Annotated in this window: 19 protein-coding genes and 1 pseudogene; 15 read left to right on the forward strand and 5 right to left on the reverse strand. The window is 64.1% G+C overall.

The window, feature by feature from the left end; genetic code table 11:
* Window positions 1-37 precede the first annotated feature (37 nt).
* Window positions 38-631 carry a TetR/AcrR family transcriptional regulator gene (locus tag J1M81_RS01195; RefSeq protein ID WP_027496788.1) on the forward strand — a complete coding sequence of 198 codons (594 nt, stop codon included), beginning with the start codon at window positions 38-40 and terminating at the stop codon, window positions 629-631.
* On the opposite strand, the gene J1M81_RS01200 is transcribed toward J1M81_RS01195, so the two are convergent.
* Both J1M81_RS01200 and J1M81_RS01205 read right to left on the reverse strand, forming a co-directional pair.
* Window positions 625-1,548: a YdcF family protein gene (locus J1M81_RS01200; protein WP_206497486.1), complete on the reverse strand. Its 924-nt coding sequence runs from the start codon at window positions 1,546-1,548 to the stop codon at window positions 625-627. The two genes, J1M81_RS01195 and J1M81_RS01200, sit on opposite strands and share 7 nt — an antisense overlap.
* Window positions 1,549-1,675: 127 nt before the next feature.
* The gene (locus J1M81_RS01205) at window positions 1,676-1,930 is read right to left on the reverse strand and encodes a hypothetical protein (RefSeq protein ID WP_032370974.1); all 255 of its coding nucleotides are present in this window, start codon (window positions 1,928-1,930) and stop codon (window positions 1,676-1,678) included.
* 212 nt (window positions 1,931-2,142) lie between these two features.
* On the opposite strand from J1M81_RS01205, the gene J1M81_RS01210 reads away from it, so the two are divergent.
* The 6 genes from J1M81_RS01210 to J1M81_RS01235 all read left to right on the forward strand — a co-directional run bounded on the left by J1M81_RS01210 (window position 2,143) and on the right by J1M81_RS01235 (window position 12,597).
* Window positions 2,143-3,669: an aldehyde dehydrogenase family protein gene (locus J1M81_RS01210; protein WP_057474068.1), complete on the forward strand. Its 1,527-nt coding sequence runs from the start codon at window positions 2,143-2,145 to the stop codon at window positions 3,667-3,669.
* A 24-nt stretch (window positions 3,670-3,693) separates the two neighbouring features.
* Window positions 3,694-5,205 carry an APC family permease gene (locus J1M81_RS01215; RefSeq protein ID WP_032407077.1) on the forward strand — a complete coding sequence of 504 codons (1,512 nt, stop codon included), beginning with the start codon at window positions 3,694-3,696 and terminating at the stop codon, window positions 5,203-5,205.
* A gap of 12 nt (window positions 5,206-5,217) precedes the next feature.
* The gene (locus J1M81_RS01220; RefSeq protein WP_032400600.1) at window positions 5,218-6,765 is read left to right on the forward strand and encodes a GMC family oxidoreductase; all 1,548 of its coding nucleotides are present in this window, start codon (window positions 5,218-5,220) and stop codon (window positions 6,763-6,765) included.
* Window positions 6,755-8,704, forward strand: coding sequence for a putative nucleotidyltransferase substrate binding domain-containing protein (locus J1M81_RS01225; protein ID WP_032391504.1), 1,950 nt, complete (start codon window positions 6,755-6,757; stop codon window positions 8,702-8,704). Before J1M81_RS01220 ends, J1M81_RS01225 begins: the two co-directional genes overlap by 11 nt.
* Window positions 8,705-8,728: 24 nt before the next feature.
* Window positions 8,729-11,407, forward strand: a complete 2,679-nt coding sequence (locus J1M81_RS01230; RefSeq protein ID WP_283348081.1) for a glucosidase — start codon at window positions 8,729-8,731, stop codon at window positions 11,405-11,407.
* 83 nt (window positions 11,408-11,490) lie between these two features.
* Window positions 11,491-12,597, forward strand: a complete 1,107-nt coding sequence (locus J1M81_RS01235; RefSeq protein ID WP_032400601.1) for an alcohol dehydrogenase catalytic domain-containing protein — start codon at window positions 11,491-11,493, stop codon at window positions 12,595-12,597.
* 3 nt (window positions 12,598-12,600) lie between these two features.
* On the opposite strand, the gene J1M81_RS01240 is transcribed toward J1M81_RS01235, so the two are convergent.
* The gene (locus J1M81_RS01240; protein ID WP_032400602.1) at window positions 12,601-13,389 is read right to left on the reverse strand and encodes an ABC transporter ATP-binding protein; all 789 of its coding nucleotides are present in this window, start codon (window positions 13,387-13,389) and stop codon (window positions 12,601-12,603) included.
* A 93-nt stretch (window positions 13,390-13,482) separates the two neighbouring features.
* Here J1M81_RS01240 and dapB point away from each other — a divergent pair, with 93 nt between their 5' ends.
* From dapB to J1M81_RS01255, 3 genes are read left to right on the forward strand one after another with little or no spacing between them, the layout of a single operon-like run.
* Window positions 13,483-14,241, forward strand: a complete 759-nt coding sequence (gene dapB / locus J1M81_RS01245; RefSeq protein ID WP_027496797.1) for a 4-hydroxy-tetrahydrodipicolinate reductase — start codon at window positions 13,483-13,485, stop codon at window positions 14,239-14,241.
* 50 nt (window positions 14,242-14,291) lie between these two features.
* Window positions 14,292-14,711, forward strand: coding sequence for a hypothetical protein (locus J1M81_RS01250; protein ID WP_206497586.1), 420 nt, complete (start codon window positions 14,292-14,294; stop codon window positions 14,709-14,711).
* Window positions 14,712-14,716: 5 nt separating this feature from the next.
* Window positions 14,717-15,169, forward strand: coding sequence for a flavodoxin family protein (locus J1M81_RS01255; RefSeq protein ID WP_032387273.1), 453 nt, complete (start codon window positions 14,717-14,719; stop codon window positions 15,167-15,169).
* Between the two features lie 56 nt (window positions 15,170-15,225).
* On the opposite strand, the gene J1M81_RS01260 is transcribed toward J1M81_RS01255, so the two are convergent.
* A complete protein-coding gene (locus J1M81_RS01260) occupies window positions 15,226-15,645 on the reverse strand; it encodes a hypothetical protein (protein WP_174557254.1) in 420 nt (139 codons plus the stop codon).
* Between the two features lie 170 nt (window positions 15,646-15,815).
* Between J1M81_RS01260 and J1M81_RS01265 the strand changes: the two genes are divergently transcribed.
* The 3 genes and pseudogenes from J1M81_RS01265 to zwf all read left to right on the forward strand — a co-directional run bounded on the left by J1M81_RS01265 (window position 15,816) and on the right by zwf (window position 20,046).
* Window positions 15,816-17,186: an OFA family MFS transporter gene (locus J1M81_RS01265; protein ID WP_027496813.1), complete on the forward strand. Its 1,371-nt coding sequence runs from the start codon at window positions 15,816-15,818 to the stop codon at window positions 17,184-17,186.
* A gap of 148 nt (window positions 17,187-17,334) precedes the next feature.
* Window positions 17,335-18,543: a winged helix-turn-helix domain-containing protein gene (locus tag J1M81_RS01270; RefSeq protein ID WP_032372575.1), complete on the forward strand. Its 1,209-nt coding sequence runs from the start codon at window positions 17,335-17,337 to the stop codon at window positions 18,541-18,543.
* A 48-nt stretch (window positions 18,544-18,591) separates the two neighbouring features.
* Window positions 18,592-20,046: pseudogene (gene zwf, locus J1M81_RS01275) on the forward strand (glucose-6-phosphate dehydrogenase).
* 30 nt (window positions 20,047-20,076) lie between these two features.
* Here the strand turns inward: zwf and J1M81_RS01280 are convergent.
* Window positions 20,077-20,553 carry a hypothetical protein gene (locus tag J1M81_RS01280; protein WP_206497487.1) on the reverse strand — a complete coding sequence of 159 codons (477 nt, stop codon included), beginning with the start codon at window positions 20,551-20,553 and terminating at the stop codon, window positions 20,077-20,079.
* A gap of 126 nt (window positions 20,554-20,679) precedes the next feature.
* On the opposite strand from J1M81_RS01280, the gene thyX reads away from it, so the two are divergent.
* Window positions 20,680-21,459 (forward strand): FAD-dependent thymidylate synthase, encoded by a 780-nt coding sequence (gene thyX / locus J1M81_RS01285; RefSeq protein ID WP_228139203.1) that lies wholly within the window; start codon window positions 20,680-20,682, stop codon window positions 21,457-21,459.
* 99 nt (window positions 21,460-21,558) lie between these two features.
* Complete coding sequence (gene dapA, locus J1M81_RS01290) at window positions 21,559-22,467, forward strand: 4-hydroxy-tetrahydrodipicolinate synthase (protein WP_027496818.1); 909 nt, start codon at window positions 21,559-21,561, stop codon at window positions 22,465-22,467.
* Window positions 22,468-22,513: the final 46 nt, after the last annotated feature.

Genomic DNA, 22,513 nt, shown 5'->3' on the forward strand with positions numbered 1-22,513 from the left:
ACACTGTTATAAAACACTGTTGTGATAGATTGCGCAAGTGGCGAGACCCAGAATTCACGATGCCGAACTGCGCACCCGGCTACTCGAAGCCGCAGCGGAAACCGTTGCGCGCCATGGCGTCGACTCGTTGTCGTTGCGTAAACTCGCGGCCGCGCAGGGTACCTCGACCACGGCCATCTACTCGCTGTTCGGCGGTCGAGCGGAGCTGCTGGTGGCTCTGTTCGGCGCGTCGTTCTCGAGTTTCGGTGACGCGCAACGCAGCGTTCCTGTCACCGGGGAATCCGAGGTCGACCTGCGCGAACTGGCATTTGCGTACCGCCGCTGGGCCATGGCCAACCCACACCTCTACGCAGTGATGTTCGGCGGAGTGCTCGGTTCGGTCGACGTATCCGATCAGGCACACCTCGCGGCCGCCGCGATGGATCCGCTTCGGGCGGCGGTGGCGAGCGCCGTCGAGGCAGGCACGATGAGCGGCGCGTCGGTGGACGTGATCAGCCACTCGTTCTGGGCGATCGTGCACGGTCTGGTGTCGCTCGAGTTGTCGATACCCGGGATGGCCGACGACGAGGATCGTCGGGTGATGTTCGACGCCGGGGCGGCGTCTGTGCTGCGCGGGTGGATGCGTCAGTAGGTGCGCGGTATCCCGATGATCTTGGTGGCGTCGACGGTCATGCCCAACCGTGCTGTCGGAGCGAGCGCGGGCAGGGCCGGAAGATCGTCGGGGGTGGATGTGGCGGCACCGATCACGTCGGCACCGGCGATCTCGAAGTCGGAGATCGCTCGCCGAAGATGGCTGGGAGTTGTTGCGAGCACCAGATTCACAGCACCGATCTCAGTAGCCAGTGGGGTGGCGCGCTGCGCATTCTGCACCGTCGAATTCGCAGTGGACTCGGCGTGAATGCGGTCGGCCGCAATCTCGTTGTCGATCAGCCACTTCTTCATCGCTTCGGCTTCGGTGACGCCGCGCTGCGGATTTCCACCGGTGACGATGATGGGTGATTCGGGGGAACGCTCGGCGACCGCGGCAGCGGATTTCAGTCGCTGCACCAGTTCCGGTGCCATACTGCCGTCGTCGTTCAGGCCCAGGCCGAGCACCACGATTGCCGTCCTCACGCCATCGGTCGCAGGCGCGAAGTCGATCGCCTCCGTCGCCGCCTCGTCGATGACTTCGATAGCCCGATCCACCGCATCGGCAAGCGGGGGAGACAGGGCGCGCAGGCGGGCCGAGTGCAGCGCTCGCGCGTCGGCATCATCGGTTGCGTTGGCGTAGAACGTCTGCAGTGCTGCGACATTGGCATCGTTCGGTGCGGCGGTGGCAACCGCGTCCAGTGCGGCGAAACCGGCCTCGTAGCGACCCTTGACCAGAGCATTCTGCGCATCGTTGTACTGCTGCGCGTCGGCCGAACGTACTGCGTCGGCAATCGTTGGGGTCGAGATCGGCGCAGCGGGCTCGGCCGTCGCCGAACTGGATCCCATGGCGAGTCCGAACACGGCGATACAAGAGACCACGGCAACGCGAATCGACGGTTGTTGTCGGCCGGATCGCATTGTCGGCTGCCCTCCTGAACGATGACGGGTTTTCGTCACCCTAGCTCAGTTCGGTGCCAGTGTGGCTGGTGTGATCCGAGTTGCTCGAGTTACAGGAATGTACTTCGGTGTCGGCTGAACTCGATCGTCACATCGTGACCGGAGCGCGTCCGCGGTCGGCTGGTTCGATGGTCACCTCGGCGTCGGGAAGGAAAACTCGCTCGGTCGTGGTGGTTCCGTCGACGCCGTCGGTGACCGTCACCGCCACGTTCTCGGCAACCTGCCCAGCGCTTTCGATGAACCCGGTCGCGACACCCTCCTCGATGAGGAGATGATCACCCACCAACAGAAGAAGCTCATCCGCCGTCACCGTTCGCCTGCCGCCCACATCTTCGATTGTCATGAATCCCACCGTAGTGTGAATTGTCCGAATGGGTTGTTGCTCGGTCCCCGATCCCGGATTCGCACTGGTCGTCGTGCAGGCTCCACTCGAGCCCCTGCGAGTTGTCGACGCATGTTCGACAATCATTGTTCTAGAACAGATCGATGGAGTCACCGGCCGCTGAGGCATACCGTAGACACACCAACAGGCCCCCACACGGAAGAAGGTGTCGAGTGACCGACTCCGATGCAGGATTCGACCCGAGCTCACTGCGGCCGTCGTTGTTCATCGACGGGCAATGGCAGGGAGCCGGTGACGGCGGGACCCGCGACATCGTCGATCCGTCCAACGGCAGCGTGGTGGCCGTCGTCGACGAGGCGACACCCGACGATGCCCTGGCTGCGGTTGCCGCGGCGCGGGCAGCGTTCGACGACGGCCCCTGGCGCTCGGTGACGGTGGGTGAGCGCAGTGATCTGCTCAATCGCATCGCGGACTTGCTCCAACGGGACAAGGCGAAGTTGGCGCATATCGAGACCCTCGATACCGGAAAGACGTTCGGCGAGAGTGAGATCGATATCGACGACGTCACCTCGGTGTTCCGCTTCTATGCCGATCTCGCTGTGGTGCAGGCAGATCGACTGATCGACGTCGACCGTCCGGAAATTCTGAGCCGAGTGGTGCACGAGCCCATCGGTGTCTGCGTGATGATCGCACCCTGGAACTACCCGCTGTTGCAGATCTCGTGGAAAATCGCCCCCGCCTTGGCTGCTGGGTGCACCATGGTGCTCAAACCCAGCGAGGTGACGCCACTGAGCACCATCGCGTTCACCAAGCTCGTGGAAGAAGCGGGAGTGCCTGCCGGTGTGGTCAACCTGCTGCAGGGCAGCGGCGCAACGCTCGGGGATGCGCTCACCAGGAACCGCGACGTCGACTTCATCTCCTTCACCGGCGGACTCGCCACCGGCAGGCACATTCTTGCCGCGGCCGCGGAGAACGTCACGAAGGTGGCGGTGGAACTCGGGGGAAAGAATCCACACATCGTCTTCGCCGACGCGGTGGCCGACGAGCAGTCGTTCGCCGATTCGGTCGACAACGTGCTGACCGGTGTGTTCCTACATTCCGGTCAGGTGTGTTCGGCCGGTACCCGACTGATCATCGAGGAATCAGTGGCCGACCGGTTCGTGGCCGCCGTGGCAGAGCGCGCGAAGACCATCGTGATGGGGCCGGGTATGGACCCGGCCAGTGAGACCGGACCGCTGGTGTCGCAGGCGCAGCGCGAGAAGATCGAAGGCTTCGTGGCGACGGGTATCGAGGAGGGGGCCACCTTGGTCATAGGAGGTACCAAGCCGGACGATCCGTCCTTGAGCAAAGGTAGCTATTTCCTGCCCACCATCTTCGATCACTGCGATCGGTCGATGAATATCGTGCAAGACGAGACGTTCGGGCCCATACTCACTGTGGAGCGATTCGATACCGAGGCCGAGGCGCTTCTACTGGGTAACGATACGAATTACGGTCTCGCCGCGGGTGTTCGGACGTCCGACGCCGCGCGAGGCGAAAGAATGGTGCGTGGGCTTCGTCATGGAACGGTGTGGCTCAACGACTTCGGTGTCTACACGGCGGCCGCGGAATGGGGCGGCTTCAAGCAGTCCGGGAACGGCCGCGAACTCGGACCGTCCGGTATGTCCGAATATCAAGAAGCGAAGCATATTTGGCACAACACCTCACCTACAGCGGCGGGGTGGTTCGGTACCCGATAGAGCACGATGGGAAAGGCCACAGGCATGGCAATACTGAACGACAATTCGAGCGGAATGGACGATTTCGGTTACAAGGAATCGCTCGACCGCAGTCTCGGCAAATTCGCCAGCTTCGCCGCAGGCGTCAGCTACATCTCGATCCTCACCGGCACCTTTCAGCTGTTCTACTTCGGCTTCGGCACCGCCGGACCGGCATACCTGTGGTCGTGGCCTGCGGTCTTCGTCGGTCAGCTCTGCGTGGCACTGTGCTTCATGGAGTTGGCCGCGAAGTATCCGGTGGCGGGATCGGTGTACAACTGGGCGAAGCTGTTGGGCCGCAGGATCGTCGGTTGGTCGGCGGGCTGGTTGATGCTCACGGCATCGATCGTGACACTGGCCGCCGTTGCCCTCGCTCTGCAGCTGAATCTGCCACGTATCTGGAGCGGATTTCAGATCATCGGTGACGGCTCGGGTGCCACCGACTTCGCGGCCAATGCAGTGCTGCTCGGTGCGATTCTGATCGCCATCACCACCACGATCAACGCGCTGGGCGTTCGATTGATGGCGATGATCAACAGTGCGGGTGTGTTCATCGAACTCATCGCGGCCGTGCTCATCGCGATCTTGCTCGCGGCCAACATCACTCGGGGACCCGAGGTGTTCTTCTCCACCAACGGCTACGGTGCCGGTGAGAGCGGCGGCTACCTCGGTGCCTTCCTGGTCGCGTCGCTGGCGTCGGGATACGTCATGTACGGATTCGACACCGCGAGCTCGCTCGGGGAGGAAACCGTCGAACCTCGGCGCACCGCTCCCAAAGCGATCTTTCGCGCCATCCTCGCCTCGTTCGTCATCGGTGGAGCCATCCTGGTGTTCGCCGTCATGGCCGCGCCGGACCTGAACGATCCTTCCCTCGGCAGCCCCGACGGCAGCCTGCAATCCATCGTCGAATCGGTGATGTGGGGCCCGCTCGGCACCGTCTTCCTCATCTGCATCGTCATTGCGGTCTTCGTCTGCTCACTGGCAGTACACACCGCGGCGATCCGGCTCACGTTCGCCATGGCGCGAGACAACGCGTTGCCCTTCGGCGAAAGCCTGGCCAAGGTGAATCCGAAGACGCAGACCCCGGTGGTGCCCGCGGTGACCATCGGAGTGCTGGCCATCGTGATCCTCGTCGTCAACATCGGTCAGCCGCAGATCTTCACGGTCCTCACCTCGATCGCGATCATCATGATCTATCTCGCGTATCTGATGGTCACCGGACCACTGTTGGTCAAGCGCATCAAAGGCGAGTGGCCGCCGGAGGATCTCAAACCCGGCGGATACTTCACGATGGGTAAGTTCGGCCTGCCGGTCAACATTGCGGCGGTGGTGTGGGGTGCCGGGATGGCGCTCAACCTCGCCTGGCCGCGCGAGGCCGTGTACGGAACCCCCTGGTACAACACGTTCGGTGCGTTCGTCTACATCGGTGGCATCCTGGGCGTGGGCCTGCTGTGGTACGCAATCAAGGGGCGCAAACACATCGGCACTCTGAAATCACATGCCTCCACGGGCAACTAGAAGGAGCGTGCAGTGACAGACACCCAGTTCGATTACGTCGTCGCGGGAGGTGGCACGGCGGGGTGCGTCCTGGCCGCGCGGCTGAGCGAGGATCCTTCCGTCAGCGTCTGCCTGGTCGAGGCAGGTCCCACCGACGTCGGCGACAAAGCGATCCTGGAACTCGTCGAGTGGATGCATCTGCTCGACTCCGGCTATGACTGGGACTACCCCGTCGAACCGCAGGAACGTGGCAACAGCTTCATGCGGCATGCGCGTGCGAAAGTGCTCGGCGGTTGCTCGTCGCACAACTCCTGCATCGCTTTTCATCCGCCGGCGGAAACTCTCGACGATTGGGCCGCGGCCGGTGCGACGGGCTGGGGCGCGTCGGACATCCTGCCGTTCGTTGCGCGCGTAGAGAACAACGACACCGGCCGCGGTCACGACGGACCCGTTCGAATCCGCGACGTGCCGCCGCACGATCCATGCGGTGCAGCAGTGCTCGAATCGGCCGCCGGAGTAGGGCTTCCCACCGTTGCATTCAACCGCGGGACGCCGGTACTCAACGGTGCCGGCTGGTTTCAGATCAACGCGGGTGAGGACGGGTCGCGTATGTCGACGTCCCATGCCTACCTGCACCCGATCATCGGATCGCGGCCCAACCTCGAGGTGCGCACCGACTGCTGGATCAGCGAGATTCTGATCGACGAGTCGCTGACCGCGACGGGTGTGCGGTACCAACGCCCCGACCTGACCGGTTACGACACCGTGTCCGCGCGACGCGAAGTGATCGTCACCGCCGGTGCCATCGACACTCCGAAGTTGTTGATGCTCTCCGGAATCGGACCGGCGGCACAGCTGCAGGAGATGGGAATCACCGTTCGGGTCGATTCACCGGGAGTGGGAGAGAACCTCGACGACCACGTCGAGGGGCTGGTGTTCTGGGAGGCGAGCAAGCCCATGGTCACCACGTCCTCGCAGTGGTGGGAGATCGGCGTGTTCGCGCAGACCGACTCGTCGCTGAACTACCCGGACATCATGATGCACTACGGCAGCGTGCCGTTCGACATGAACACTCTCCGGTGGGGTTATCCGAGCACCGACAACGGGTTCTGTTTGACGCCCAACGTCACCCAGGGTCGTTCTAGGGGAACTGTTCGGTTGCGCAGCAGGGACTTTCGCGATCGCGCCAAGGTGGATCCGCGCTATTTCACCGACCCCGACGGCCACGACGACGCGGTGATGCTCGCCGGTCTGAAGCTGGCGCGCGCTATCGCCGCAGACGGTCCACTCGCGGGTTGGATCGAACGCGAACTCGCACCCGGGCCCGATGCCGTCACCGACGATGATCTGCTCGACTACGTGCACAAGACCCACAACACGGTCTATCACCCGGCAGGCACGGCACGGATGGGATCGGTGGACGACACCATGGCCGTGCTCGATCCCGAGTTGCGCGTCAAGGGCATCTCGAACCTACGCGTGGTCGACGCGTCGGCGATGCCGAAGCTGCCGTATGTCAATCCCAACATCACGGTCATGACCATGGCGGAAAAGTGCGCCGACCTGATCCGTGGCGGATAGATCGGAGCTTGCCGACTTCCTCGGCGCGCACCCACCGTTCCAAGGCGCGTCACCTGCGGTACTCACCGACATCGCCGGAGCTGCCGTCGAACTCGACTATGCCAGTGGCGCATGGGTTGTGGGCCCGACGTCGAAGCTCGATGTGGCCGACACCGTGTGGGTGGTGCGTACCGGTCGAGTGGTGATCGTGCACTCCGACGACACCTCGCCCGCCGCCGTACCGATCGACACCATCGGTCCGGGCGGGGTCTTCGGTTTCTCGGCGTTGCTTGTCGGCGGGACGGTCGAATTCTGTGCGCGCGCAACCGAGCCGAGCACCGTTCTTCGGTTGCCCGGGGAGCTGATTCGACCGCTGTTCGCAACGCCGACCGGGCTGGCGTTTCTGGCCGACGCCGTCACCTCGGCCAGCACGCATCGCGGTGGGGCGGCCGAGGGTAGTGCCGGCCGCGCCGTCGGCGAACTGCTGTCGGCCCCACCGGTGTTCGTCTCTGTCGGAACCTCCGTCCGAGACGCAGTTCGGCACATGACCGAACAGGGCAGCTCGTACGTCCTGGTTCCGCTGCGAGGTTCGCGCTACGGAATATTCACCGACCGTGACCTCAGGGTGCGGGTGGTCGCCGCGGGAATCGGCGTCGACACTCCGGTCGAGCACGTCATGACGTCGCCCACAGAGACGGTCACCGCGGACCGGTTGGCCGGCACCGTCCTGATGGACATGCTCGAGCTGGGACTGCGGCACATGCCCGTCGTGTCCAGCCGAGGCGAGGTTCTCGGCGTCGTCGAGGACTCCGATCTGCATGCCGCGTCCACGCGTCGCAGCTTCGTGGTTCGTCGCGCGGTGACCTCGGCAACGACATCGGCCGAACTCGCCGACGCAGGAAGGCTCGTTCCGGGATTGGTGGCGGACCTGTTCCGGGGTGGGACCGACGCCCTGGCCGTCAGCGCGATTCTGTCCGTCGTGGTCGACAGCCTCGTTCGCCGAGCCGTGGAGATCGAATGGGCGGCGCGGCCCGAAGTACCGCGACACAACTTCGCCTGGATCACCCTGGGCAGCGTCGCCCGACGGGAGGCGATGCCCTCCTCGGACGTCGACAGCGCTCTGACTTGGTCGGATACCACCGCCGACCCCTACGTACGTGGACGATCGAACTCGGTGCCGAGAACTCGCGACGAAGTGCTGATGGGCCTGGCCGCGCGGGTACACGCGAGCCTCGACGGTGCCGGGTTGCCGTCCGACACCAACGGTGCGGTTGCGAGTTCGCCGAGATTCGCACGCTCGGCCGGACAGTGGGAAAGTGCCGCTGCCCACTGGCTCAGCAACCCCTTCGGCGATCGTGGCAAAGCAGGAACCTCTGGTCGTTCCGCAGGCTCCACTCCGGCTGGGGACTCCGGCCTCATCATGTCCTCGCTGATGATCGACGGCAGGGTGGTGTGGGGCCCGAGGGAGTTGAACACCGTTCCCGAGGCCTATCGCCGACTGCTGGTGGACAACCCCGATGCTCTGCGATTGCAACTCAGAGATGCCCTCGCCGGACGGGCCAGGCTGCGTTCGCTGCGAGACGTGCTGGCGCGGCGCGGCGGTACGTTCGACCTCAAGGCCCATGCATTGACTCCCATCGTCAACCTCGCTCGATGGGGTGGACTGTCGGTGGGAATGGCCTCGGCCTCGACACCGGCGCGTCTGGCGGCCGCGTCGGGCAACGGGATGCTCTCCGAACGGGACGTCACCACGTTGACCGAGGTGTTCGCGCTGCTTCAGCGGCTGCGGCTGTCACACCAGATCGATCAGATGACGGCAGGCCATCGGCCCGGCGATGTGCTGATCATGGCCGATCTCTCACCGCTCGAGCGCAGTCTGCTCACCGACGGCATCCGAGAGATCGCCGCGGTGCAACGCCGAGTCGGGTACCTCGCCGCCAATGTCGGCGTGCATCGCTGACCGGGAAGCACCAGACTGTGTGCCGTGACCACCAATCCCGTGAGCGTTCCCACCCCGTCCACCGTCGAACACAACCGTTTGGCGGAGTCACCAGGGGTCAGCGGGCCATGGCGTCAGTGGGGCCCGTATCTGGCGGGACGGCAGTGGGGCACGGTGCGCGAAGACTACTCCGAGGACGGAAACGCGTGGGCGTCGTTTCCGTTCGATCAGGCGCACAAGCGTGCCTACCGCTGGGGTGAGGACGGAATCGGTGGAATCTGCGATCGATTCGGTTTCCTGAATTTCGCGTTCGCCCTGTGGAATCGCAAGGATCCGATTCTGAAGGAACGACTCTTCGGGTTGGCCAACGAGGAGGGGAATCACGGCGAGGACGTCAAGGAGTATTTCTGGGCGATCGACGGCACTCCGACGCACAGTTGGATGCAGTGGCTCTACCGCTACCCGCATGCGGAGTATCCGTACGCGCACCTGCGCGAGGAGAGTGCCCGACGCGGCCGAGACGACCGCGAATACGAATTGGCCGATACCGGGATCCTGGACGAGAACCGGTTCTTCGACGTTCAGGTCACGTATGCGAAAGCGTCGCCCGACGACATCTGCATCACGATCTCCATCACCAATCACGGACCCGAGGCGGCATCGGTCGATCTGCTGCCGCAACTGTGGCTGCGCAACACCTGGTCGTGGGGGCGCGACGATCGCGGCGGATCGCTCACCCAGCTGACCCGACCGGAACTTCTGGCCGGCGGCCTCGAGGCCGTTGCCGCCGATCACGGCTTTCTCGGTCGGTACTACCTCAGTGCCGAAGGATCGCCGTCAGTGTTGTTCTGCGACAACGAAACCAATGCCGAGTCCTTGTGGGGGCAGGACAACCTCTCGAAGTACCCCAAGGACGGCATCGGCCGACACGTCGTCGACGGCGAACAGGGTGCGGTGAACCCCGAGCAGACCGGGACGAAGGCTGCATTCTGGTATCGGTTCGACGACATCGCCTCGGGCGCAACCGAATCGGTACGACTGCGCTTGTCGCCCCATCGGCCGGACGAGCAGACGTTCGGTGCGGGATTCGACGCGGTCACCGGAGACCGTCGTGCGGAGGCGGACGAGTTCTACGGCGCAGTGATCGGTGCGGACCTCACCGATGCCGATCGGCACGTGGCGCGGCGGGCCTACGCGGGGCTGTTGTGGACCAAGCAGCTCTACCGGTACGACGTCGAGCAGTGGATCGAGGGCGACAAGGTGGGAGCCCCGGCTCCGCACTCGCGTCAGGACCCCAAGGGGCGCAACGCCCATTGGCGTCACCTCGCACTGGCCGATGTGATCTCGATGCCCGACGAGTGGGAATATCCGTGGTTCGCCGCCTGGGACTTGGCTTTCCACGCTATTCCTCTGGCACATGTGGACCCGGACTTCGCGAAGGAGCAGTTGGTACTGATGTGCCGGGAATGGGCCATGCATCCCAACGGCCAACTGCCGGCCTACGAGTGGGAGTTCGGCGACGTCAACCCTCCGGTCCACGCCTGGGCGGCCTGGCACGTCTATCGGATCGACGGGTACCGGGATCGCGAGTTCCTGGTCCGGGTGTTCACGAAGTTGCTGCTCAATTTCGCGTGGTGGGTCAACCGTAAGGATTCCGAGGGGTCGAACATCTTCGAGGGCGGGTTCCTCGGTATGGACAACATCGGATTGTTCAATCGCTCCGCTCCGCTGCCGCCCGGTTTCCGTCTGGAACAGTCCGACGCCACGAGTTGGATGGCGTTCTACTGCCAGCAGATGTTCAAGATCGCACTCGAGCTCGCGCGCCACGACAGCGCCTGGGACGACGTCGCGACCAAGTTCTTCTCGCATTTCCTCTCGATCGCGAAGGCGGTCAACTCGTTCGGTTCGCAGCACATTTCGCTGTGGCACGAGGAAGACGGATTCTTCTACGACGTTCTCGTGCAACCCGAGGGCGACGCGGTACCGATGCGAGTGCGATCCATGGTCGGTCTGCTTCCCATTCTCGGGGCCACGGAAATTCCGCCCTGGGTCGAGGCGGAGTGCCCGGACCTCGCGGCGCGGCTGCGGTGGGTTCAGCACCGTCGGCCGGAAATGGTCTCACCGCTGCTGGCGCGTCGGGAAGGCAACGAGGTGCGCCTTCTGCTCACCCTCGTGCAGCCCGAACGTCTCAAGCGGATCCTCTCTCGCATGTTCGACTCGGAAGAGTTCCTGTCGGAGTTCGGTATTCGTTCCTTGTCGGCTTCGTACCGCGAGCCGGTCACGTTCGACGTCGACGGTCGAAGCCTGTCCATCGAGTACGAGCCGGGGGAGTCGCGCACCGGAATGTTTGGGGGCAACTCCAATTGGCGAGGGCCGGTGTGGTTCCCGGTGAACGTGCTGCTGGCGGACAAGCTGCGCGCCTACGGGCGCTACTACGGCGACTCGTTCACCATCGAAATTCCCACCGGCTCGGGAAACCATCGCACTCTCACCGATGCCGCAGACTTGATCGACAACGGCTTGGCAGGACTGTTCCGTCCTGTCGACGGCAAGAGGCCTGCCGACGGTCGGCGGATCGAATCGAGTGCCGATCCACTGTGGAGTGAGCACCCGACCTTCAACGAGTACTTCGACGGAGACACCGGCGAGGGACTCGGAGCAACACACCAAACCGGCTGGACGGCGTTGGTCGCGCACCTGCTCAGGCCACGTCTGCCGCTGTGAGGGCCTGCGGCCCATGTGAGTGGAACTTCGTAGTGGGCTACGAAGTTCCACGCACATGCGGCGCAGCCGCATAGTCTGGCGGGATGAAGATTCGCGGCGCTGTACTCGAAGAAATCGGCCGATCTCGTCCCTTCGCGGACTCGCATCCCATCACCGTCTCCGAACTCGAACTGGGCTCACCGGGTGACGGGGAACTGCTCGTCCGGATCGAAGCGGCCGGACTGTGCCACTCGGATCTGTCGGTGGTCGACGGTAATCGCGTTCGTCCGGTACCGATGTTGCTCGGCCACGAGGCCGCGGGCCGCGTCGAGGAAGTCGGCGCGGGCGTCGACGACGTAGCAGTCGGAACCCGTGTGGTCATGACGTTCCTGCCGCGCTGCGGTGACTGCGCGGGGTGCGCCACCGACGGCCAGATGCCCTGCGTCGTGGGAAGCGCGTCGAACAATGCGGGCACGTTGCTCGGCGGAGACATCAAATTGCACCGCGACGGTGCCGAGATCAAGCATCACCTCGGAGTCTCCGGCTTCGCCACACACGCAGTGGTCAGTAGAAAGTCGGTGGTACCGGTCGACGACGACATCCCAGCCGACATCGCAGCGGTCCTCGGTTGTGCAGTGCTCACCGGCGGCGGCGCTGTCCTCAACGCCGGAACTCCGAAGCCGGGGCAGTCGGTGATGGTGGTCGGCCTCGGCGGAGTGGGCATGGCGGCCGTACTGACCGCGGTCTCGATCGGTGCGGGTGAGGTCATCGGTGTCGATGGCGTCCCCGAAAAGCTCGTCGCCGCAACCGATCTGGGTGCAACGCAGGTCTATTCACCTGCGGATCTCGCAGAGAAGGGGATCAAGGCGGACATCGTCATCGAGGCAGCGGGCAACGCCCGTGCATTCGAAACTGCAGTCGCGGCAACGGCTCCCGGCGGAAAGACGATCACCGTGGGCCTGCCTGCTCCCGACGCCCGTTCGTCGATCTCTCCTCTCGGTCTGGTAGCCGAGGCGCGCACGATCATTGGTAGTTACCTCGGCTCGGCCGTCCCGGCACGCGACATTCCGACGTACGCCCAGATGTGGCGCGAGGGTCGACTGCCCGTCGAGAAGCTGATCTCCTCGCGCATCACGTTGGACGAGATCAACCGCGGCATGGACGAATTGGCCGACGGCAACGCCATCCGTCAGGTCATCGTTTTCGACTGACCGTCAGCGGTGGGCCGCGGTGGCCACCCACCGCCCGCGACGGCGAGAGATCTCGATCGGATGGTCGAAGCACGTGCTGATGTTGTCCGTCGTCAGCACTGTGTCGACAGGCCCCTGAGCGTGCACGCGCCCGTCGCGGATCAGCAATGCGTGGGTGGTCGAGGTGGGGATTTCCTCGAGATGGTGGGTGACCAGGATGCTGGCGAGCCCGGGATGTTCGGCACGCAGCGAGTCCAGCGCCGTCAGGAGTTGTTCGCGGGCAGCGAGATCGAGGCCGGTGGCGGGTTCGTCGAGTAGCAGCAGCGCCGGATCGGGCAGCAGTGCGCGAGCGATCAGTGCCCGGCCCCGCTCGCCCTGGGAGAGGGTGTGCCACGACGCGTCCACGCGGTGGGCAACTCCCAGCGACTCGACGAGCCGGTGGGCGCGAGCGACCTCGTCCTCGGTGGCCGACCACCTCGGGATCAGATCGGGCGTGTTGGTCAGTCCCGTCAGGACGACCTGGAGCAGAGTCAGCGGGGCCTCGATCTTCAGACGAGGGTCGACGTGTCCGATGTGCGCGCGTAATTCGCGCATGTCCACGCGGCCCAGGCGGTGGCCCAGTACGTGCACCGCGCCCCGCGTGGGATGGACGACGGCTCCCAGCAAGCTGAGCAGGGTGCTCTTGCCGGCACCGTTGGCACCGAGCAACACCCAGTGCTCGCCTTCGTCGACCCGCACGGTCGCATCACTGAGGAGATAGCGGCCGCCACGGACGAGATCGACGCGGTCGGCGAACAGAACGCTGGACTTCACCGACCGACCGTAGCTGCCGGTGTCGGGGGCCTGGAAGTAGGCTCGGTCTTCGGTAGGACGACAAGACGACGACGAAACGAGTGTGGGAACGACGTGAGTGCAACGGCACCTGTTCGAGTAGGGGTACTGGGGTCACGCGGCAAGGTCGGTCAGGCGATCTGCGCCGCAGTCGACGCAGCCGGCGATCTGGAGCTCGTGGCAACTGTCGACCAGGGCGATCCGCTGGCGAACTTCGTCGACAGCGGTGCGCAGGTGGTCGTAGATTTCACCCATCCCGATGTGGTCATGGACAACCTGCAGTTCTTGGTCGAGCACGGCATCCATGCTGTCGTCGGCACGACGGGTTTCGACGAGCAGCGGCTCGAGCAGGTTCGTGAGTGGTTGGCCGGATCCCCACAGACGGGTGTGTTGATTGCACCGAACTTCGCCATCGGAGCGGTGCTGTCGATGCGCTTCGCTCAGCAGGCAGCCCGATTCTTCGATTCCGTCGAGGTGATCGAGCTGCACCACCCGAACAAGGCCGATGCGCCCTCGGGGACCGCGTACCGTACCGCCGCGCTGATCGCCGAAGCGCGGGCGGCAGCGGGCACCCCGAAGAGTCCCGATGCGACGACGACGGAGCTCGACGGTGCTCGCGGAGCCGACGTGGACGGAGTGCGCGTGCACTCCATCAGACTGGCGGGACTCGTTGCGCACCAAGAGGTTCTGCTGGGGACACAGGGCGAGACGCTGAGCATCCGACACGACTCGCTGGACCGGACGTCCTTTGCGCCCGGTGTACTGCTCGGGGTCCGAGAGATCGCTGCCCGGCCGGGGCTGACCGTCGGCCTCGACCCGCTTCTGGATCTGTGAGCTGATCGACAGTGAACAAAGCGACCAAAGTCGTCGCCATCATTGCAGTGATGGTGTTGATCCTCGGCTTCTACTTCTTCCTGCTCGGACAGCGCGGAGTGACGTTGATCCAGAACGGCGGGGTGGCCAGTATTGCCCTGGGGATCGGGGTCATCCTGCTGCCGATCGTCGGGTTGTGGATCGTGTGGGCGACGCTCAGAGCAGGATTCGACCATCAGCGGCTGGCGTCGCGCATCCGAGAGGAAGGCCTCGAACTCGACGTCGACGATCTGCCGAGGAGGCCGTCGGGGCGCATCGAACGAGACGCGGCCGACGAACTCTTCCAACAGGTCAAGGCCGAATGGGAAAAAGATCCCGACAACTGGCGAAATTCGTATCGGCTGGCGCGGGCCTACGATTACGCGGGTGATCGCGGGCGAGCTCGCGAGACGATGAAACGTGCTGTGGCACTGGAACGTGCCGAGAGCTGACGGACATGGCGCGCACTCTGCTGATCGTTCACCACACACCGAGCCCGCCGATGCGGGAACTGCTCGAATCGGTCCTCGCCGGAGCCCGTGATCCCGAGATCAGCGGTGTGGACGTGCGCAGTGTGCCTGCGCTCGGCGCGACTGTCCCGGATGTGCTTGCCGCCGATGGCTTTCTCTTCGGTACCCCGGCGAACTTCGGTTACATGAGTGGTGCCCTGAAACACTTCTTCGACACCGTCTACTACCCGAGTCTCGATGCGGTATCCGGAAAGCCCTACGGTGCGTGGGTGTACGGAAACAGTGACACCGCTGGTGCCGGGCGGGCAATGGAAAGTATTGCAGCGGGTTGGGGATTGGACAAGGTTGCCGAGACCGCTCACCTGGTGGACAGCGGCAAGGAGTCGCGGGAGCGCTGCTACGAACTCGGCGGGACGATCGCGGCCGGTCTGTCCGACTGACTGCGGCCCGAGTCGGCGTGTACGTCTCGGCACGCTGCGGCCGCGCGAGTACCGACTCAGTCCGACTCGACAGGGGAGTGGGATCGCAGCACGTCGTCGGCTGGGATCGACAACGGAATTTCCAGAAGTCGTTCCGGCCAACTCGGGTACGCGGGTCTGATCCAGACACGGTTGTCGTCGAGCTGAGTCATCAACACCCGGCGCCACTGCCAATCGTCCTGCGGTGTCAGCAGATCGGTCTCGGGCTGCAACGGCAGTGGGGCTTTCGTCCAGTGCGGCAACGACAGGGACGCCAGTCCGCGTTCCTCCAGGGCGGCAATCGCGTCCTCCAGCGACACACCCAGCGCAACAGTGATACCCACCGGATTGACGGCATCGACCAGGTATCCCTCGTCGTGTTCGTCGTACGGGGACGATTCACCCGCGCTGTGTGCGACGGTCCATCCGATCACCTCGCCGTCCGAGGCTCGTTTCACCGGCAATCTGCTACGCCACCGCTCGACATCCACTCACGCGAGGATACGCGGCTCGATGTAGTGAGTTCGGTGAAGAAACTATGTCCGATTGTGAGCAGGCAGGGTCGTGCTCGTGTTTGACTGCAGGGGATAGTCGACATTTGTACCGCTCTCCATACCAAGGGATTTCGATGACCCTCCCCATTCTCGACCGCTCCAGAATCGTTGCTACGCCCGAGTGGAGTCGCTGGCTGATACCCCCGGCAGCCCTGTCGATACACCTGGCGATCGGATCTGCGTACGCCTGGAGCGTATTCAAGAACGCCATCTCACAGCCCGACGCCCTGGGGCTCAGCGGAACGGTCACCGCCATACCGTTTCAGCTCGCCATCGTCATGCTCGGCCTGTCGGCCGCGATCTTCGGCACCAGAGTGGAGAAGAACGGCCCGCGTTGGGCGATGGCCGTTTCACTTGTCTTCTTCGTATCGGGACTGCTGATTTCCGCACTCGGCATGGCACTCGGCCAGTTCTGGCTGGTGATCTTCGGATACGGCTTCATCGGCGGTATCGGCCTCGGAATCGGATACATCTCGCCCGTGTCGACGCTGATGAAGTGGTTCCCGGACCGGCCGGGAATGGCGACCGGTATCGCGATCATGGGCTTCGGCGGCGGCGCCCTGATCGCGTCACCTCTCACCAGCCAACTGATGGTGAACTTCGGCGGCTTCACCGATGGTTCGATCGCCAAGACGTTCCTCACCCTCGGCGTCGGGTACGCGGTGTTCATGGCGCTGGGAGTCGTGCTGATCAGAGTCCCGGCCGAGGGGTGGACACCGAAAGGCTGGACGCCTCCCGCGGCGTCGGCGATGATCTCGACGCACAACGTCTCCGCGGCCAACGCCGTCAAGACTCCGCAGTTCTGGCTCCTGTGGGTGGTGTTGTGCTTCAACGTCACTGCCGGCATCGGCATCCTCGAACGCGGCTCCGGGATCTACCAAGACTTCTTTCCGGACGCCACCTCCCCGGAATCGTTGGCCGCGGCGGCCGCTGGTTTCGTGGCGTTCCTGTCTCTGACCAACATGATCGGTCGCTTCGTCTGGTCCTCGGTCTCGGACGTGGTGGGTCGCAAGAACATCTATCGTCTGTACCTCGGTGTCGGCGCGCTCCTGTACCTGTACATCGCCCTGTTCACCAACACGAACAAGATCCTCTTCATGGTGTCGGCGCTGTTGATCCTGTCGTTCTACGGCGCGGGATTCGCAACCGTTCCGGCCTATCTCAAGGACCTCTTCGGTACGTACCAGGTGGGCGCAATCCACGGACGACTGCTCACCGCATGGTCGGTGGCAGGTGTTCTGGGACCACTGATCGTCAACGCCATCGCCGACGCCGGCGAGGCGGGAACCACCGGCCGGTACCTCCCGGCCTTCTACGTGATGATCGGTTTGTTGGTCGTCGGGTTCCTGGCCAACGAAGCCATCAAACCGGTGGCGTCGAAATTCCATGAATCCGATTCGGCCGACGCCGCCGATTCGACGACCTCGACAGGAGCCAAGGCATGACCACCGCGCGAATGCAGGGAACGATGGTGATCGCATGGCTCTGGGTGTCCGTGCCGTTCGCCTACGGACTGTACGAGCTGATCCTCAAGGCCAAGAATCTCTTCAGCACCTGAACCACCGTGTCGGTGGATCGTGACAGGGTGGCCCGATGCGAGACATGAGCGCTGCCATGGCGCGCCGCACCGCCTTGGCCGCCCAAGGACTGGCGTCGGCCCGATCGCGCACGCGGCCGGCGAGCAAGAGCGCGGTGCACGGAGCCATCGACACCACCGGGTTGTTGCAGATCGATTCGGTGTCGGTGGTGGTGCGCGCGCACTACGCGCCGGTGTTCAGTCGCGTCGGTGCCTACGACAGAAAAATCCTCGACGACGCCGCCTGGACCGACACCACCCGACGCCCGAGGCGGTTGGTCGAATACTGGGCGCACGAGGCAGCGTTGCTCCCGGTGGAGGACTGGCCGCTGATGCGGTGGCGCATGGAGTTGTACCGACACGGTCGATGGGGTGGAGCCGCCCGCATTCTCGATCGTGAACCCACACTGGTGGACGATGTTCTCGCCGTGATCGCAGAGCACGGCGCGGCCAGTGCGGGTGAGATCGAGAAGCATCTCGACGTCGAGAAGCCCGGGCGCAAGGGTCCCTGGTGGGATCGAAGCGACGTCAAGGTCGTGTGCGAGCAACTCTTCGCTGCCGGAGTGGTCAGCGTGCCGGCACGGTCCGGGTTCGTTCGGCAGTACGAGCTCAGCGAACGGGTGCTTCCCGACGCTGTTCTCCGCAGGCAGGTCGACGAAGCGGATGCGGTGCGGGCCCTGATCGAAAAGTCCTCTCGTGCACTGGGAATCGGCACCGAGCCGGATCTGCGGGACTACTATCGGCTCTCCCAGAAGCAGTCCAAGGCCGCAATCGCCGACCTCGTGGAAGACGGCGTCCTGGAGCAGGTGTCCGTCCGAGGGTGGAACGCGCCGGCCTATGTGCACCGCGACGCCAGAACACCGAGGACTGCCACCGTCGCAACCCTGTTGTGCCCGTTCGATCCGATGATCTTCTATCGGCCGCGTGTGGAGAGAATCTTCGATTTCCACTATCGCATCGAGATATACACCCCGCAGCACAAGCGAATTCACGGGTACTACGTATTTCCCTTCCTGCTGGACGGCCATCTCGTGGCGCGCGTCGATCTCAAGGCCGTGCGGGCCAACTCGGAACTACACGTCATAGCGGCGTACGTCGAAGGCGACCGCGATCCACGCGACATCGCACCCCGGTTGCGCGACGTCCTGCACGAGATGGCGGAGTGGCTCGAACTCGAACGCGTGGTGGTGGGTACCCGAGGTGATCTCGTCGCTGCGCTGCGATGACATGATCCGGCGTGCGCTCGATCCGGATCGATGCCAGTATTTTCGAGCATGACCACTTTTCCGACAGGCATCGACACCGAACTTCCACCCCAGGTCGTCGTCCTGTTCGGGGCGACCGGAGATCTGGCCAAACGGAAATTGCTATCCGGGATGATGCATTTGGCGTTGTCCGAGCTGGCACCGAACATCCGCGTGGTGGGTACCTCGCTCGAAGAGATGTCCACCGACGAATTTCGAGCCCTTGCTCGCGAATCGATCAATGCGTACTCCAGCCGTAAAGTCGGCGACGAACAGTGGCGGCAGTTCGCGTCGCGGCTGACGTACGTCTAGCAGAAAGCCGGGCCGGCGGCGCTGGGTGCCGCGGTAGCCGAGGCCGAGATCGAACTCGGAGGCAACGCCAGGCGGTTGCACTACCTGTCGGTTCCGCCGAGAGCTGCACTGGCCGTAGTGGATACGCTCGCCTCCGCAGACCTGGTCAAGCGATCGCGCATCATCATGGAGAAGCCGTTCGGAACCGATCTGCAGAGCGCAATCGACCTGAACGCTCGCCTGCACGAGACCTTTGACGAAGAACAGATCTATCGAATCGATCACTTCCTCGGCAAGGAACCGGCGCAGAACATCCTGGCGTTCCGTTTCGCCAACGGGTTGTTCGAGCCGATCTGGAACCGCAACTTCATCGATCACGTTCAGATCGACATCCCGGAGGAGCTCGCCCTCGACGGTCGGGCCGGGTTCTACGAGTCCACCGGTGCGTACAAGGACATGGTCGTCACTCACCTGTTCCAGGTGCTCGCGTTCATGGCGATGGAACCGCCGACGGCACTCGAACCGCGTGCGATCGGTGAAGAGAAGAACAAGGTGTTTCGATCGATGGTCCCGCTGGACCCGAAAAATGTTGTGCGCGGCCAATATACGGGCTACCGCTCGGAGGAAGGTGTCGCCCCCGATTCCGACACCGACACATTCGTGGCCCTGAAATGCGAAATAGACAACTGGCGCTGGGCCGGTGTGCCGTTCTACCTCCGTAGCGGGAAACGTCTCGCCGAAGGCCAACGCATCATTTCGATAGCGTTCCGAGAGCCACCCAAGAGCATGTTCCCTGCCGGCTCGGGCGTCGGAGCGCAAGGTCCCGACCACCTCACCTTCGACCTGGCGGACGCATCCAAGGTGTCGCTGTCGTTCTACGGCAAGCGGCCCGGGCCCGGGATGCGGCTGGACAAACTGAGCATGCAGTTCGCCACACACGAAACCGAACGCGCCGGCGACGTGCTCGAGGCCTACGAGCGGTTGATTCTCGACGCCATGTACGGCGACCACACGCTGTTCACGACGGCGGAGGGTATCGAACGACTGTGGCAGGTATCGGAGCCGTTGCTTGCCGATCCACCGCCGGTGCGCCAGTACTCACCGGGGTCGTGGGGCCCCAACGCAATTCATCAACTCATCGCGCCGCATGCCTGGCGGCTGCCGTTCGAGCGACAGTGGAGAGAGAAGAAGTAGAGGCGCGAAAACAAACAGGGGAGTGAGCCCTCAGTTGTTCCAACCGCGGTCCTTGCGCATCTGATCTCGTAGCGCGCCCTGAACTGCTTGGGAGAGCCACGAGTTCAGGGACACCCCGCTGTTGTTCGCTGCGTCCTCGGCTCGTTCCTTGATCTGCTCGACGAGTCGGAGCGTGACGCGTCGTACCTCGCCTGAGACGTCGTCCATGGTCGGATACTCCTCGGCAACAGGCTCTTTGGGCTCGCCGTCGTGGTCCGATGCCGAATCGTTGCGTCGAACGTCTGCGTGTGCCTGCCCACCGTCCAGGCGGACGACCACGGTTCGATCGTCCAGTGCGTTCGACACCTCGGCCGCGAAGTCCGACAGGGCGGTCAGCAGCATCAACCGCGCCGACGCTTCCGCGGTCTTGCCGAGGGCCTCGGCTGTCTGCCGGGTGTGTTCATCGCCCAACGCCGCCGCGGCCATCAAATCGGTGCGCAGCGTGTCGGTGTACTGGCTCAGTTCCATGACGCCAGTGTGACGTCTTGGATGGCGTCAGTCAAGGCGTCTGGTGATGTCAGGTCGACGTCACGAAGGCACCAGCGGTGGCGTCGTGCGCGGCAGGGTGCGGTCGTCGCCGTTTAGGGTTGGGCGGTGTCGTCAGAAATCAGAGGTCGAGCTGCGCCTCGAACAGTCGCGCTGAACGTGCAGTTGGTGGCCCGAACCGAGTTCGTCCCACCCGCCGACATCCCGTGGGAGACCGACGCGGACGGTGGGCAGGCGTTGGTGGAATTCGCAGGCAGAGCGTGTTACCAGAGTTGGTCGAAACCGAACCCTCGCACTGCGACCAATGCGTCGTATCTGCGTCATCTGCTCGACGTCGGACACCTGTCGGTGCTCGAGCACGCGAGCGTGAGCTTCTACATCACCGGTATCTCCCGGTCGTGCACACACGAGTTGATTCGGCATCGACATTTCTCGTACTCGCAGCTGTCGCAGCGCTTCGTGCCCGAACACGATGCCAACGTGGTGCTTCCGCCGGCCGTGGAGGGCGATCCCGAGCTCGAGGCCCTGTTCGCATCGGCGACGGAGGCGAGTCGGGCCGCGTACAGCGAGTTGCTCGCTGCCCTCGACGGAAAACTGGAGTCGGTCACCAATGCTGCCTTGCGGGGCAAGCAGGCGCGGCAGGCCGCGAGATCGGTTCTGCCGAACGCGACCGAGACACGCGTGGTGGTGAGTGGTAACTATCGCGCCTGGCGGCATTTCGTGTCGATGCGGGCCTCGGAGCACGCGGACGTCGAAATTCGCCGCGTCGCCGTCGAATGTCTGCGTAAGCTCGTGGACGTGGCGCCCGACGTGTTCGGCGACTTCGAGATCACGACCCAGCCGGACGGAACGGAAGTCGCGCGCAGCCCCTTCGTCACCGAGGTCTAGGAATCGCGTTCGAGGCTCGAACGGACCGGCGCGGACCACCGGTGTCAGCGGGGAGTCCCGCTGCGTAGGAGTGGGTAAAGCACCGGGTAATCTGCTGCCATGACCTACGGTGACGCCGCTCCTTCCGTTGCGCCTGTGTTCGGTACGGTGCTCACCGCAATGGTGACCCCGTTCACGGCCGACGGGAAGTTGGATATCGACGCAGGCGTTCGGCTCGCGCATCATCTCGTCGAACAGGGAAACGACGGGCTGGTGCTGGCCGGGACGACGGGTGAGTCGCCCACCACCACCGAGAACGAGAAGCTCGAGCTGTTGCGCGCCGTGATCGCGGCTGTCGGACATCGGGCTCGGATCATCGCCGGGGCCGGGAGCAACGACACCGCACACAGCGTCGAACTGGCCCGTGATGCCGCTCGCGCCGGTGCGCACGGCCTCCTCGTGGTCACCCCGTACTACTCCAGGCCACCGCAGGCGGGCCTCTACGCCCACTTCACTGCGGTCGCCAACGCCACCGATCTGCCAGTGATGCTCTACGACATTCCGCCTCGATCGGTCGTCCCCATCGAGACCGAAACGCTGCGTCGGCTCGCCGAGCACCCCCGCATTCTTGCCGTCAAGGATGCGAAGGGCGATCTCAACGCCGGTGCCGAGCTGATCGCGTCGACCGGTCTGCAGTTCTACTCCGGCGACGACCCGCTGAACCTGCCCTGGCTTTCGGTCGGCGCCACCGGGTTCGTCAGCGTCATCGGGCACCTCGTTCCGGCCCGTCTGCGCGAACTCCACACCGCATTCATGATGGGCGACATCGCCCGCGCCCAAGCGATCAACGTCAGCCTCATCCCGGTCATCCGTTCGGTGGCGCGCCTCGGCGGCGTCAGCGCATCGAAGGCAGGACTGCGCCTCATCGGACTCGATGTCGGCGAACCACGACTTCCCCAGGTGCCACCGAGCATCGATCACATCGAATTGCTCGCAGCCGAGCTGCGGGCGGCAGGAGTTCTTGTATGACACGACCTAACAGATCGCGCGGACGCGCAACCCGAAACGCCGGACC

Source organism: Rhodococcus sp. KRD175, from assembly GCF_017168275.1.
GTDB classification, from domain to species: Bacteria; Actinomycetota; Actinomycetes; order Mycobacteriales; family Mycobacteriaceae; genus Rhodococcoides; species Rhodococcoides fascians.

Bases quoted from the DNA above. Each gene is read 5' to 3' on its own strand.
- J1M81_RS01265 (WP_027496813.1), top strand. From the start codon at position 15,816: ATGACCCTCCCCATTCTCGACCGCTCCAGAATCGTTGCTACGCCCGAG.
- dapA (WP_027496818.1), top strand. From the start codon at position 21,559: ATGACCTACGGTGACGCCGCTCCTTCCGTTGCGCCTGTGTTCGGTACG.
- J1M81_RS01200 (WP_206497486.1), bottom strand. From the start codon at position 1,548: ATGCGATCCGGCCGACAACAACCGTCGATTCGCGTTGCCGTGGTCTCT.
- J1M81_RS01215 (WP_032407077.1), top strand. From the start codon at position 3,694: ATGGCAATACTGAACGACAATTCGAGCGGAATGGACGATTTCGGTTAC.
- J1M81_RS01255 (WP_032387273.1), top strand. From the start codon at position 14,717: ATGGCGCGCACTCTGCTGATCGTTCACCACACACCGAGCCCGCCGATG.
- J1M81_RS01235 (WP_032400601.1), top strand. From the start codon at position 11,491: ATGAAGATTCGCGGCGCTGTACTCGAAGAAATCGGCCGATCTCGTCCC.
- J1M81_RS01250 (WP_206497586.1), top strand. From the start codon at position 14,292: ATGGTGTTGATCCTCGGCTTCTACTTCTTCCTGCTCGGACAGCGCGGA.
- J1M81_RS01270 (WP_032372575.1), top strand. From the start codon at position 17,335: ATGCGAGACATGAGCGCTGCCATGGCGCGCCGCACCGCCTTGGCCGCC.
- J1M81_RS01205 (WP_032370974.1), bottom strand. From the start codon at position 1,930: ATGACAATCGAAGATGTGGGCGGCAGGCGAACGGTGACGGCGGATGAG.
- J1M81_RS01280 (WP_206497487.1), bottom strand. From the start codon at position 20,553: ATGGAACTGAGCCAGTACACCGACACGCTGCGCACCGATTTGATGGCC.